This window comes from Parasphingorhabdus flavimaris, assembly GCF_013371215.1.
In the GTDB taxonomy this organism is placed as follows: domain Bacteria; phylum Pseudomonadota; class Alphaproteobacteria; order Sphingomonadales; family Sphingomonadaceae; genus Parasphingorhabdus; species Parasphingorhabdus flavimaris.
Map to the genome: position 1 here is coordinate 123,082 of NZ_JABWMH010000003.1, position 13,807 is coordinate 136,888.

A 13,807-nucleotide genomic window follows, 5' to 3' on the forward strand; every position below is an offset into this window, starting at 1 on the left:
TTATCCAGTGAAATGCGGTTAGCCGTGACATTATGGCCACCGAATATTCCGAACATATTGAGTCAAAAGACAAACAGCCGCGCACTGCGCGCGGGCTCAAGACCAAGCGCAAGCTGCTAGACGCCGCGGCGCTGGAATTTGGCGAGAAAGGCTTTCACGAAGCGTCGATCACCGGGATCACCCAGCGGGCGGGTACCGCCCTGGGCAGTTTCTACACCTATTTCGATTCGAAGGACGAACTGTTCAGCGCCCTCGTCCGGGACATGAGCAGCCGGGTGAAAAGCCACGCCGCGAGCGCGATGACCGAATGGCAAGACGCGCTCGAACGGGAGAAGCTGGCGCTCGAGGCGTTCATGACCTTTGCCCGCGAGCACAAGGAAATCTACCGGATCATCGACGAAGCCGAATTTGTCGATCCCGATAGCTATCGCTCGCATTATGAAGAGACCGCCAAGCGGATCCACGAGCGCCTCGAAGAAGGCAGCGCCGCCGGCGATTTTCGCGGCGGGCTGGAAGAAGCCCATGCCTGGGCGATCATGGGGATGAATGTCTTCCTCGGGTTGCGCTATGGGATTTGGAGCGAAGAAAAGTCCGCCGTCCAGATCGCGGAAATCGCGAGCGACATCCTGGCAAGAGGGATAGCAACGGACAAGGACTAGGCGATATCGAGGGCGAGACCCGTTCTCGCCGTTTCATCGCGACATTCCCGCTAGAGCGAATATCCGTAGCGCCGAACCCAAGGCTCCAGCACCGGCAGGACCGGTTCAAGATTTTCGCGGTAGCGGGTCCAGCGACCGCTGGCCCGTTTGTAGATCGGCTCGGTGACCTGCGAATAGCTTGCGGTGGTAATCAGTCCGCGTGCCTTGGCCGTGCGCTGGTGATCGAGCACCTGGTCGCGCCATTCGAGGCCCAGAAAATCAAACAGGGGCCGGACCTCGGCTTCGACATCCTCGACCAGATTTTCATATTTGACGACGTGAACATTGGTCGGGAATAGTTCGCAGGACCGCTGCCAGTGCCGGAAGGTGAGGTCATAAAATTGCGCCGCGTCCTCGAGCCGGAGAAAATTCGACATCGCGGAGTTGAGCCGGAAATTGCTCATGAAGCAGCTCAGCAGGACATCGCAGGGATGGCGCATGGCGAGGATGAAGCGCGCATCGGGAAACAGCCGCTGGATCAGCGGCACTTTCTGCAAGAAAAGCGGCGACTTGTCGATCAGCAGATTTGAGGCAGGCACGTCCCCGATCTTTTCCACTTCGGCAAAATATTGCCCGCGGGCCCGCGCTATATCTTCCGTCTCGAGAGCGGGCAGCCTTGCCAGCCCGCCGATTGTTTCATCGACAATGTTCAGCGGCGGCTGTTCCTCCAGCACCGTGGCATCGGGATGGCCCATCAATATGGTATCGAGCAAGGTGGTCCCGGATCGTGGAAATCCGACCAGAAATATCGGGTCTGGCCGATCGGCCCCAGCCTTGTCCGGCGACCATGTTGATATCCATTCGGGGGTGAGCAGATCCAGTTCGGCGCTCAGTTCGTGCCGAAGCTCTGCGGCGCGCCGGAGCGGTTCGGTCGGATTGTCCTCGTGTAGCCGCGCGGCCTCCTCGAAGGCGGCAAATGCCTCCTGCGATCGGCCAAGACGGTCGAGCAGCGTCGCCCGGATATGCGCGCTGCGCTCGGTTTCTATCTCCGCCGGGACTTTCGACAGGGCTTCCAGACCTTTCGCAAATTGGCCCGCCCGCCGATGTTCCAGCGCGCGGAGAAAGCCAAGCGCGCCGTCGTCCACACCATTGGCTTCGGCCAGCGCGATCAGCGGCGCCAATTCCTCTTCGCGATTGCTATGCTCATATTGAATGGCGAGGCCGAGATAGGCGTCAACCACGTCCGGCTCGAGTTCAATCGCTCGTCGGTAGGCGCGTTCGGCTTCCCCGATCTGTCGCAAAACGCCACGCTCTATGCCAAGCTTCAGCCAGATATCGGCAGAACCCGGGTCGCGGTCCGAAGCTTGCAACAGGGCCGCAAGCGCCTCTTCCTGCTGGAGCTGCGCCTTGTAGAATATGTAGAGCCGATAGGGCAGCTGCGATTCATCCGGAAATTCATCGATCGCCCTGACCAGCTCCGCTTCGGCTTCCTCAAACCGATCGAGGGCCTCGAGCGCAGAAACCAGATTGAGCCGGGCCGGCGCGGCACCCGGATCAATCTTTATCGCCCGCCGCAATGCGGTCTCCGCCTTCTCGTGCTCGCCCAGCCCGGCGCGGGCATTGCCAAGATTGTTCCAGCATTCGAAATCGCCGGGCTGTTGCGCGACGATCAACTCATAGGCCTCGACCGCGGCTGAAAATTCTTCCAGATTCTGCGCGAGAAATCCGCGAAAGCGTGCAACGCGCAGGCTCTCGTCCCGGCGCATCAGCTCGGCACTTGCGACCTCCAGAGCATCGGCTTCGCGCTTCTGGTCCATCAGGATCGAAACCAGATTGCAGGCGATCGTGATATCCTGCGGTCGCAGCGCATGCGCCTGTTCCAGATGCTGGGTCGCGGCGGAGAGCTCACCCGAGCGCGCGCAGATCATGCCGAGGAAGCCATGAAAGGCCGCCGGATCGCCCCGGCCGTCCTCGAGAGCCTCCTCCGCTACCGTCCTGGCGCGCGCGAAATCGCCCTCGCTGGCCGCTTGCACGGCCTGGTCCAGCATATCTCTGTCGTCGATCATGTCGGAAGATAGTCCGGCCATCTCTTGCCCTCGCTCTGCAATATCCTGGCGGGCCGATTCATGTGCCGGCCCGCCAGATGAAGATGGAGGGTTGCTCCGCTGCAACCCCCCAATATCATGGATCCGCCCGGTTTCAGAAGTCGAGCGTGACGCCGGCGAAGAAATAGCGTCCGAGCGCGTCCCAGGTTGCCGGATAGGTGTTCCCGTTGCACGGACCGGTAGGGCACAGGTTAGGGGTTCCGCCACCGCCGGAGGTCACCAGTGGCGGCTCCTTGTCAAACAGGTTGTTGACGCCGAGACGGAACTGGAATGTCTCCTGCAGATCGAACGACAGCACGGCATCGATATAGTTGAATGACGGGATACGGGTGCCGGGTCCGGCATGGTCGGTAAGCCCGCCGGGGTTCAGGGCGGCAAAGGAGGAGACGGTTTCGGCCGTCACCTTGCCGACATAGCGCCACTGGATCGACCCCCCGATGCCGGAGTCCGTGTTCAGCGATACACGGGCCTTGTGGCGCCAGCGAGGAAGCGGAGCGCCCGCATCCGATGTTCCGCCCACGCTGCAGGTAGGACCATAGAGGCCTGCGCAATCATAGCTGACCTGGCTGCCGTCCGCGTTGGTGAGCCCATTCTCGACTTCATAGGAGTCGAGATAGGTGCCGTTCATCGAAAAGGAGATGGTGCCAAAACTGACCGGTACGGAATATCGGCCACCGACTTCAATGCCCGAGGTCTGGAGACGACCGACATTGTTCGGCAGGTCGACCGTGAAGCCGTTGGGCGTCAGCCACAGCGAGCCCGCGGCATCGCGGTTGATGAGCGCGCATGATTCAGGCGTAAAGGTCGCCGAAGCGTTGGTGACACAATTGTTGAGCACGGCATCAACCCCGAAGGTGCGGATCGCATCGTCTACCTCGATATTGAAATAGTCGACGGTCAGCGACAGTCCCGGGATGAAACTGGGCTGGAGCACGACACCGGCCGTCCACGTCTTCGCCGTTTCGGGCTGGAGATCGGCATTGCCGCCGAGCAGGCCGTTATATTGTCCCGCCGGATTTGGCGTCACGCCCTGGCCAACCGTCAGGCCCTGCGCGAGACAACCGTAATTGGTGGCGGTGATGGTGAAACCGGCACAGGGATCGTTCGAGCCGCTCAGCCCGACCGCCGCCGTCCGGAACAGCTCCTGGATATTCGGTGCCCGCACGGCCTGGTTGTAAACCGCACGAAAGCGAATGTCCGGAACCGGTGCCAGTTCGGCGCCGATCTTGAACGTGTCGGTATTGTAGGTTCGGTCGGCGCTGGTTTCATAATGCGAGCGACGATAGCCGGCATTGATCTCGAACAGGTCGATAAAGCCGTCCTGAATGATCGGAATCTGCGTTTCGGCAAAAAACTCGATAACATCGAAACTGCCCGCAAGCGGCAGGGTTGCGCCGCCCTGGCCGGTCAGGTCACCGGTGGCAAAGGCGGTGTCGACCTTCAGCTCGAGCGTCTCCTTGCGCCATTCGCCGCCGACATTCACTCGCACGCCGTCCTGCGCCCATGGAAACACAGCCCCATAGTCTGTCAGGTCACCGGTGAAGGAGATATTGGCAACCTGCTCGGTCGTTTCGCCGTTCTGGAAGCCCGACACGTTGAGATAGTTGACCGCAGCCTGGCTCGCTCCGCCTTCGCCTGCGAACAGGTCATAGGGAACACAGTCCGTGTCGCCAGCGGTGATCAGCGAGCGGCAAACCACCTGTCCCTGGGTCGGGCTGCCGGGGCGATTGTCGGTCACCGCATCGAGGGCCCGGACCAGGCGGGCGATCGAGAATTCATTGTCATAGACTTGCGAATATTCGACCTTGCCATATTGATAATAGGCATCGTAGCTCCACACATCCGAAATATCGCCATTCGCGCCGATGACGCCGCGATAGGTCGTGTGACCCAGATTGGAGCGACGCGGACCACCTTCCAGGTTGCGACGGAGAGTGAGCGCATAGCCCTGATTATAGGTTCCGCCCTGACCATCCGCAAAATCGATCGGAGGCGCGGTCGGGTCTGGATTGAACGGCGCCGTGGTCGCCGCCGGGAAGGTGCCGACATAGCCGCTGATCAGATTGTCGGTGTCGCAGATGACCGCTCTTTGTGCTGCCGACATCAGCGGGTTGTCGCAGTTCAGGGTCAGAGTGTTGCCGAAGTTGCCCGATGGAGCGATCTGGGCCACGGTCTGGTTGTCCATGAACTGGAATTCCATATAGGGACGGAACGAGTCGCTGACCTCATATTTGACAAAGGCCCCGCCGGTAAACCGCTCGTCGGGACGCTGGAAATGGTTGAAGGGTGCGAAGTTGAAGACGCCCAGCCCGTTCACGAATCCGCGATTGGGCGCGAACGTGTAGAAGGTTGAAGTTCCGGTGGTGACGGCGGTGTCGAACACCAGCACATTGCCATTTGGTGTCGTCGCTGAACCGCCGCAACGATTGGCTCCCCCGGCAACATTTTGCAGAACGCATGAGCTGAAGTCCCGTTCGGCCTGGGTCACCGCATTGATCTTGCGATAGCCGCCATAGATCATGAAATGACCACGATCATCGGCAAATTTTGATCCGAAGGCGACCGTGGCATCGATCGAACCGCCATCAACCGTGTTCCCGTCGGGAAACGGAAATCCGCGGGCATCGAGAAACGGCCGGATGAACTGGTTGTTATTGTCGTGCTGGTAGACTCCATATTGGGCGTCGATCCGGAAGCCTTCGAATTCATCGTCGATGATGAAGTTGACAACCCCGGCCACAGCGTCTGCACCATATACCGAAGAAGCGCCGCCGGTCAGCACTTCAACCTGCTTGAGCATCGCGGCGGGGATGATGTTGATGTCGGCTGCCGAACCACTGGTCGGGGACGGATCGCCCGGGACGAGCCGGCGGCCATTTATCAACGTGAGTGTACGGGTGGAGCCGAGGCCGCGCAGATCGACCGTCGCGGTACCGTCTGCACCGTTGGCGAGCGAGGATGCCTGGCTGGCGGCGACTGCAGGCAGCGAATTGAGAACATCCTCGATCCGCGTCGTGCCCTGTAGCTTGATGTCCTGACTGCTCACCACCGCTACGGGAGACGAGGCCTCTACGTCCGGGCGCGCGATACGGGAGCCGGTAACGACGATGAGCGCATCATCGCCTGCGGCAGACGTATCGGCGCTGTCGGCGTCCATATTGTCGGCATTGATATCTTGCGCAGCCGCTGGCGATGCAATCAGCGCGAGACTGAGAGCGATGGGAGCGACGGTGGTTTGCAATTTGTAAAAGCGTGCATTCTTCATGGGTCGAGCCTTTCAATATCGACCCCGACGCATGAGTGGCCACTCATGCATCAAGGTCTGTTATGAAAGCTGCCCTTACAGCTTTGTTGGTGATTTTTATTAGCCACACAATTTCCGCCGCGCAAGAAAAGCTGTGGGATTGCAACCAAATATTTTTGTATTTGTAACTTTTCTGCAACAGTCACGGACAGCGCGACCGCTGTGCCGTCGGAGACTCCTTTATTATGTATGATAGCCGCTAGCGTCCAAAAACAGGGCTTTTCGCCGCCTTGAATGCAGGCGGGCAATCACAAATTAGTTGCAAGGGTTACAAACAGTTACATTGATCGACGTAGATTTGCCGTTGGTCGAAGCCGGTCGAAGCCTGTCGACAATTGCATGGGGGTTTGTCGAAGTCCTGATGATTGTCACGGTTGATCCAAGTAATCAAAAATGACTGATCCAGATATTGGAGAGTTAAAAATGAAGAGATCAATATTCCCCCGAACAGTCTTTGCCGCAACTTGCGCGATATTGGTTGCAACCGGAACATCCACTGCCGCCAGCGCGCAGTGGCGCGAGGTACGTACCGCAACCGTCGAATATGGTGACCTCAATTTGCTGAGCGACGAGGGCAAGGCAACCCTGCAAGGCCGCATCAGAGGCGCGATCCGTTCCGTCTGCGGGACCTATGACACGCGCTCGATCAAAGACAGGATGGATCACAACCAATGCTGGGAGGAAGCCAGCACGTCGGCGCGACAGGCCAGCGTGACGATCATGGCAGAAGCGGCGGCGGGCAAGCTCAAGGAAACCGCGATGGTGATCCGCAGATAATTCGAGAAATACGAGAGCTGCCAACCCCAAATGAAGCAGCTCCATTTGGCCAAATAAACTTCGACAATGCCCCGGTGCCCTTACACCGGGGTTTATTTTTGTCTGGCCGCCCGGGCATTGCGGCGCTTGCTTATCGCAGCGGGTGTCATAATAGGAGCAATGCCCGGAGCAGAACCCTATCGGCCACAATCTGCCCCACCGCCCGGCCGGGTCCAAATTTGCCTGGCAACGCGAGGTCCGGGCGGCATTCGCAAGGTCGTATTTTCATGAGCGATCTGCAGCGGCTTTCCGTGGCCCGGCGGACCGGTGCTCTCTTTTGGTCCAACGCTTATGTCCTGCTTTCCTTCACCGCACTTTTCTGGGCGGGGAACAGTATCGTCGGCCGTGCCGCGCGGGACCTGATACCGCCAGCCTCGCTCGCGTTCTGGCGCTGGAGTCTGGCGCTGCTGCTCGTGCTCCCGCTGGCCTGGCCGCATCTCAAGCGCGACTGGCCGGCACTCAGGGCCAATTGGCGAATCATGTTGCTGCTCGGCGCATTGGGCATCGGCGCGTTCAACACGCTGCTCTACACCGGCCTCCAGTCGACAATGGCGCTCAACGCGATGTTGCTGCAGGCCGCCCAGCCCGCGCTGATCCTGATAGTGGCGGCTTTGCTGATGAAAGACCATGTCAGCGTTCGCCAGATCGCCGGTGTGATTATCTCGCTGGCGGGCGTTCTGGCGATCATATCGCAGGGCAATCCTGCGGCATTGATGGCGCTGGACCTCAATCGCGGTGATGCGATCATCGCCTTCGCGGTGCTGCTCTGGTCGGTCTATGCGGTCATGCTGCGCCACCGGCCGGACGTTCATCCGTTCAGCTTCCTCGCGGCAACCCTGATGATCGGGCTGGTCTGTATCGTCCCCTTTTATGCCGCGGAAATCATCCGCGGGCATTTGATCATAGCCTCGCGCGAAAGCGCGCTGGCGATCGCCTATGTCGCCATTTTCCCGTCCTTCTTCGCCTATCTCTTCTTCAACCGCGGCGTCCAGCTGATCGGGGCCGCGACTACCGGGCAGTTCATGAATATCCTGCCGGTAATGGGCGCAGGCCTCGCCATGCTGTTTCTTGGCGAACGCCTCTATGCGTTTCACATCGCGGGCATCGGGCTGATTTTCACCGGGATATTCGTGGCGGGGAAGGGGGCTGCTTCTCCACCGCTCGCCAATGCCAAGGGCTAGAGTGATTCGCAGGGCCCGCGTTCCCCGCCATATTTCCGAACCGGCAAAGATCGTCACGAATAATGCTGACAGTCTGGCTGATGCGGTCTAAAATCCCTTGATGTACAAAATCCTGACCAGAAAACATAAGCCCGATATCGCGATTGATCTCGGCACGGCCAACACGCGCATCATGACCGCAGCAGAGGGGATTGTCTTTGATGAACCGACCCTGTGCTGTTTCTCCGGTGACACGGGCAGCAAAAAACTGGTCGCCGCAGGGCTGGACGCGGTAAAGATGCGCGGTCATGACACAAATGATCTCGACGTGGTTCGCCCGCTCAGCTTTGGCGTCCTCAATGATATCGACGCCACGCGGGCGTTTCTGGAATATGCCATTCAGGCGAGTATCGGCAAGCCGCGCAGAGGACGTCTGACGGCGACGATCGGGGTTCCGACCGACGCAACCAGCGCCGAGCGCAACGCGCTGATGACGGCAGCAAGAGATGCCGGGATATCCTCGGTCAGCCTGGTCGAGGAAACCATCGCCGCTGCGCAGGGCGCCGGTATAGAAATCGACTCGCCGACCGGTACGATGATTCTCGAATGCGGCGCGGGTCTGACCGAGGCGGTTGTTCTGTCTCTCGGTGGTCTGTGCGGTCGCGCCGCGATCCGAAAGGGTGGCGACAGTCTCGACCGGTCGATCATCGATCATCTCCACTTCAAGCACAAGTTCCTGATCGGTCAGAATATGGCGGAAGAGACAAAACTGACACTCGTCGATCAGATGATCGCGGACGCCGGAGCAAGCGGATCGATCGACGTCAAGGGCCGGAATATGACGAACGGCCTGCCCGAGACCCGGTCGATTCCGGCGCGGGAACTGGCAGCGCTGGTCGGCAGGCATATTGACGCGATCGCCGATATGTCGGCCAATCTGTTGAGCAACACCGCCCCCGAACTATGCGATGATATTTATTCGAGCGGCATTCTGCTGACCGGTGGCAGTGCGGCGATCAGCCTGATCGGCCAGACCCTGACCGACAGGATCGGGGTTCCGGTCGCGATAGCGAATCAATCAAAATCCTGTGTCGCCTACGGTTTGCACAGTGGCCTGGTCCATTAGCCATCGCGTAACCGATCCACCCGATTGACTTCACTGATCTCCGCTCCATCATATCTTGCATAGGCCTTGACCATTCCTCTCGGGCGATATCGAGAATGATTGCCTGGCCGGACCGTGCCGGAACCGAACGGATGTTGCGCATCGTTGGCGTCGCACCGCCCGATGATCCGAATGCAACCCGGGACTGACGCCATGGAGAAAGAGCTTGCCCACTACCGATGCATCGCCAATGATGGTTCCGGTCTCTATGTCATCGAATATCAGCATTTCAGGATCGTGGATGTGGACAGTGGCGTTCGGCATTATCCGGGCGCCCGGAGGCTGGTGACCGCCGATGACGAACCGGTTGGCTATATCGATGGAATGACTTTTGAAATCATCGATACCGGCGAACTGGTCCGTCGGCACAACTAGTCCGACACAGGGCTGCCAGAGGCGCGACGGCATTTGTCTGAATGGAATTTCCGGAGTAGAAAATGATAAGATTTGTGGTTCCGATATTGCTGGTTGCGGCGGCGGCCCTGCTGGGCATCCTGCTTCCGGCCAATCCCTGGCTGATCTGGCTGCTGGTGCCCGTGCTCCTGGTCCTCGCCGTTGCGCTTTGGGATATGGTCCAGACCAGCCACACGCTGCGTCGCAATTATCCGGTCATCGCCCACATGCGCTGGTTTTTCGAGGATCTGCGTCCCTATCTGCGCTCCTATATCGTGGAAAGCGATCTCGACGGCAGGCCGTTCAATCATAATGATCGCGCGCTGGTCTATGCGCGGGCCAAGGGGGATATTTCCTCCCATCCCTTTGGCACCGAACTGAATGTCTATTCCGAGGAATATGACTGGCTCAACCATTCGATGATGCCGAATGAACGGGCCGCCAGCGAATTCCGGGTCGATGTCGGCGGGCCCCAGTGCAAGCAGCCCTATTCGGCCGCGATCCTCAATATTTCGGCGATGAGCTTTGGCTCGCTCAGCGCAAAGGCGATCGAAACCCTGAACCTGGGCGCGCAAAAGGGCGGCTTCTATCACGACACGGGTGAAGGCGGTTTCAGTCCCTATCACGCCAAACATGGCGGCGATATCGTCTGGGAAATCGGCAGCGGCTATTTCGGATGCCGCAGCGACGACGGCAGTTTCGATCCCGACAAATTCGCCGGAACCGCGGTGCTCGACCAGATCAAGATGATCGAGATCAAGCTCAGCCAGGGCGCCAAGCCCGGCAAGGGCGGGATGCTCCCCGGTGCGAAGGTTACCGCCGAGATTGCGAAAACGCGTGATGTTCCGGAAGGCAAGGACTGCATTTCACCCGCCGCCCACACAGCCTTTACCACCCCGCTCGAACTGCTCGATTTTGTCGAGCAGCTGCGCCGCCTGTCCGGCGGCAAGCCGGTCGGGATAAAATTATGCGTGGGTCAGCCGCACGAGATTTTTGCGCTGATGAAAGCGATGCTGCAAACCGGCATCAGGCTTGATTTCATTGTCGTCGACGGCGGCGAGGGCGGCACCGGAGCCGCACCGGTGGAACTGTCCGACCGCGTCGGCATGCCGCTCCGCGAAGGCTTGATACTGGTCAACAACGCGCTGATCGGCGCCGGTCTGCGCGGCGATGTCCGGCTCGCCGCATCGGGCAAGGTGATCAGCGGCGCCAGCCTCGCGATGAACGCGGCGCTGGGCGCGGACTGGTCCAACGCCGCCCGCGGCTTCATGTTTTCGCTCGGCTGCGTCCAGTCCCTGCAATGCCATACCGGCAATTGCCCGACCGGTATCGCGACCCAGAGCGTCTCGCGCCAGCGCGGTCTGGTCGTCGAGGACAAGGCCGAGCGCGTGCACCGGTTTCAGAAGGAAACCGCTGCCGCTCTGCGCGATATTGTGGTTTCGATGGGGCTCGACAATCCCTCGCAAATCCGTCCCCACCATCTGCATGAACGCCTGAATGCGGTCAAATCCAGTTCGATTGACCAGATCTATCCGTTCCTCAAGGCCAATGCGCTGGTCGATACGCCGGACGCCACGCCTTATGCCCGTTTCTGGGCGGCGGCGCAGGCCGAGAGTTTTCGGGCGCTCCCGGATATGCGCCAGACGAGCTATGACTGAGACGGCGGGACGACGACAGGCCTAGCGGAGCTGGCTGTCCTTGCTGCCCCGCCGGTTGATCCCGGCACTCTTCCGGTCCGCATCGCGAGCCGACTGGCAGACCACACAGGTCCGCGTGCCGGGCAGGGCGAGCCGGCGCGCCTCGGGAATCTCCTCGCCGCATTCCGCGCAATATCTGGCGGCTTCTCCCGACGGCATATCCGCCCGCGCGCGCTTTACCGCGTCGGATATCGTATCGTCGATCTGATCCTGCACCGCGCCATCGCGTGCCCAACCGCCTGCCATTTTATATCCTTTGACCATCTTGTGATTAGTCTGTCAGATATAAGAATGGGATCGCCGCATTCAACCGGTCCCTGCTTCTGCATATTCCTTCGCAAGCACGCGACCATTCTCGCCCCGGATGATTTGTGACGCCATGGTTACGGATCGCCTGGCCGGCTCGATGAAGGGTTCCGGGCCCCTCAACCTGCGCCTGAATTTGCCTCACCATGAGACCTCACTATAAAGGCGTGTCCACGAGATAGCGGATCGTCCTGCGATATATCTCCGTCGACTGGGCAAGCACCGACCGGCGCCACTCAGGATCGGCGGGAATGAAACTCTCTATGGCCCGGCGTTGCAGGGTCCGTCGCTCGGCATCGTTGATCTGGCCGGCATCGCTTCGCAAAAAGCGATCGATCAGCAACGCCCCGAACATCGTGTCGATATCGAAAGTCCCCCATTCGATGACCGCCCCCAGGATTTTTTTGTCCTTCCCGTCGCGCAACGCTTCTTCCGCAGCAGAAATGACCAGACCGCTGTGCGAAATGGAAACGCCTTCTCCGTAAATATCATCGGGATTGACATGGGACGGGCCCCAGCAGTCCTCCGCGCTCGCAAATGTCGACTTTTGTCCAGCCGGGTTCACGATGATGAAGGGTTCGCCAAAGTCTCCGATGCCGGTGTGCCAGTCGATGACAACGACCGATTGTGCCGCACCCCGGAAATCATCCAATAGGCGCAGCAGGCTCTTGTACGACCAGCTCGCTTCCTGTCCGCCGTAGCTCAGCCCATCCGGGAATTCATATTGGCCCGCCGCAAAGCCCTCGAAGCCCTGGGCAGTGCCCCATTCCTCACAATAGACATGAAAATTGGCGAGCGCTTTCTCAACCGCATTTTCCGAAGCGCCATATTGCGTCAGCAACGGATGCAGCGCACGGTAATTTTTATTGTGGGTTGGGCCGCGGGAGTGATCGAAACAATTGCGATTCACATCGACATTATTCTCGTCGCCCCTGGTAGAATGCGCCCAGCCGTAAGGATTGACCGCGTGCACCAGCACCACAGAGATATCGTCCGGCAATTCCGCCGGTCCGCCATTTTCCAGCCAGTAGAGAAAGGTTGCCGCACCTGCTGCCGCTTCCAGCCCATGGGTGCCGCAGAGGAAAATGCCGAGACGCTTCGCCCCTTCCGGCCCGAACCGCGCCACATCCGTGGCCAGCTCTTCCTGATCGGGTCCAAACTGGTCGGGGTGAACATAGCTTTTCACCTCGGCGCCAGCCTTGTCGCAAGCCGCAATGAAGCGGGCGCGCGCATCCTTGTAACTTGATGAAAAGCAGCGACCGACAGCAAGCTCGTCTGGCTGGTGGGGCATTATAATGTTCCTTTAACTCGAGCTGTTCGCAAAATTCAGGCCGTCTGGTCAGCCTGAAGATTCGAGAAAGTCCCGCAGGAGCAGGTTGAACCGCCCCGGATCATGCAGGAAGGGCGCGTGCGAGCTGCCGGGAAGCACTTGGACTTCATCCTTCCAGAGATTGCCCCAGTCGGCCTTCTCGACAAAGTCGACCCTGGCCAGTGCATCATCCTGCCCCATCACGCAGGCGATCGGTCCCTGCCAGTTGGCGATGACGGATAACTGGTCATGGCCACTTGTTCCTTCGGCCCAGTGCGTTCCCATAGTTTCCCGGGCACGGCCATCGGTGCGGATGGCCGCCGCCGCAAAACATTCGGGGACAGAATCGAGAGACCCCACGGCATCCTGCACGAAGTCAACAAGTTCCTGATCTGTCGCCTCCGCCCCCATCGCCGGCGATTCGAGCGCCCGGGCCTGGAAGGCTGCGGCAAAATCAGGCGTGCCCGGCCCGACCGGCGGTGTGCCGACCAGCATGATCCCGGCGATCGCCGTCCCCCGGCTGGCCAATTCGAGGGCAATATTGCCACCCAGTGACCAGCCCAGAATGACGGGATTGGCAATCTCCAGTTCCGCCAGCAATTGCAGCACAAGATCGGCATAGCCGGGGATTGTATACTGGCTAGCCGGATCGGCCGCATCGGAAGACCCGCCATGACCCGGCAGGTCTATCGCAAGAAGCGACCATTCGCCGCCCGAGAAAGCGTCAAACTGGCGATAGAACACCTCTTTGCACATGGAATTTCCATGCAGAAATATCAGATAGCGCGGTCCCCGGCGCACTTCCCAATAGCGCAGCGAAACCCCGTCGATCGTCGCTCTGCGCTCCTCCCCGACCCGCCGCAGGGCAGAAGCCTGCTGCGAGACCTCTCTATGTCCTGGTGCGTTCATTCATC

General features: G+C 59.8%; 11 protein-coding genes. 6 read left to right on the forward strand and 5 right to left on the reverse strand.

Annotated features, from left to right (window positions below):
- The first annotated feature begins 32 nt into the window (after nucleotides 1-32).
- Entirely contained in the window at nucleotides 33-659 is a 627-nt protein-coding gene (locus HUO14_RS09465; protein ID WP_176279666.1) for a TetR/AcrR family transcriptional regulator, read from the forward strand.
- A 50-nt stretch (nucleotides 660-709) separates the two neighbouring features.
- On the opposite strand, the gene HUO14_RS09470 is transcribed toward HUO14_RS09465, so the two are convergent.
- Together HUO14_RS09470 and HUO14_RS09475 are read right to left on the reverse strand one after the other, a co-directional pair.
- Nucleotides 710-2,725: a tetratricopeptide repeat-containing sulfotransferase family protein gene (locus HUO14_RS09470; RefSeq protein ID WP_176279667.1), complete on the reverse strand. Its 2,016-nt coding sequence runs from the start codon at nucleotides 2,723-2,725 to the stop codon at nucleotides 710-712.
- A gap of 112 nt (nucleotides 2,726-2,837) precedes the next feature.
- The gene (locus tag HUO14_RS09475; protein ID WP_176279668.1) at nucleotides 2,838-6,008 is read right to left on the reverse strand and encodes a TonB-dependent receptor domain-containing protein; all 3,171 of its coding nucleotides are present in this window, start codon (nucleotides 6,006-6,008) and stop codon (nucleotides 2,838-2,840) included.
- A gap of 462 nt (nucleotides 6,009-6,470) precedes the next feature.
- Between HUO14_RS09475 and HUO14_RS09480 the strand changes: the two genes are divergently transcribed.
- The 5 genes from HUO14_RS09480 to HUO14_RS09500 all read left to right on the forward strand — a co-directional run bounded on the left by HUO14_RS09480 (nucleotide 6,471) and on the right by HUO14_RS09500 (nucleotide 11,239).
- A complete protein-coding gene (locus HUO14_RS09480; protein ID WP_176279669.1) occupies nucleotides 6,471-6,824 on the forward strand; it encodes a UrcA family protein in 354 nt (117 codons plus the stop codon).
- 266 nt (nucleotides 6,825-7,090) lie between these two features.
- A complete protein-coding gene (locus tag HUO14_RS09485) occupies nucleotides 7,091-8,044 on the forward strand; it encodes a DMT family transporter (protein WP_176279670.1) in 954 nt (317 codons plus the stop codon).
- A 100-nt stretch (nucleotides 8,045-8,144) separates the two neighbouring features.
- A complete protein-coding gene (locus tag HUO14_RS09490) occupies nucleotides 8,145-9,149 on the forward strand; it encodes a rod shape-determining protein (protein ID WP_176279671.1) in 1,005 nt (334 codons plus the stop codon).
- Nucleotides 9,150-9,341: 192 nt separating this feature from the next.
- On the forward strand, nucleotides 9,342-9,563 hold the full coding sequence (locus HUO14_RS09495; RefSeq protein ID WP_176279672.1) for a hypothetical protein: 222 nt from the start codon (nucleotides 9,342-9,344) through the stop codon (nucleotides 9,561-9,563).
- A 62-nt stretch (nucleotides 9,564-9,625) separates the two neighbouring features.
- Nucleotides 9,626-11,239, forward strand: a complete 1,614-nt coding sequence (locus HUO14_RS09500) for an FMN-binding glutamate synthase family protein (protein ID WP_176279673.1) — start codon at nucleotides 9,626-9,628, stop codon at nucleotides 11,237-11,239.
- A gap of 21 nt (nucleotides 11,240-11,260) precedes the next feature.
- On the opposite strand, the gene HUO14_RS09505 is transcribed toward HUO14_RS09500, so the two are convergent.
- The 3 genes from HUO14_RS09505 to HUO14_RS09515 all read right to left on the reverse strand — a co-directional run bounded on the left by HUO14_RS09505 (nucleotide 11,261) and on the right by HUO14_RS09515 (nucleotide 13,802).
- Nucleotides 11,261-11,524, reverse strand: a complete 264-nt coding sequence (locus HUO14_RS09505) for a DksA/TraR family C4-type zinc finger protein (RefSeq protein WP_176279674.1) — start codon at nucleotides 11,522-11,524, stop codon at nucleotides 11,261-11,263.
- Nucleotides 11,525-11,741: 217 nt separating this feature from the next.
- Complete coding sequence (locus HUO14_RS09510; RefSeq protein ID WP_176279675.1) at nucleotides 11,742-12,875, reverse strand: DUF2817 domain-containing protein; 1,134 nt, start codon at nucleotides 12,873-12,875, stop codon at nucleotides 11,742-11,744.
- Between the two features lie 48 nt (nucleotides 12,876-12,923).
- Nucleotides 12,924-13,802, reverse strand: coding sequence for an alpha/beta fold hydrolase (locus tag HUO14_RS09515; RefSeq protein ID WP_176279676.1), 879 nt, complete (start codon nucleotides 13,800-13,802; stop codon nucleotides 12,924-12,926).
- Nucleotides 13,803-13,807: the final 5 nt, after the last annotated feature.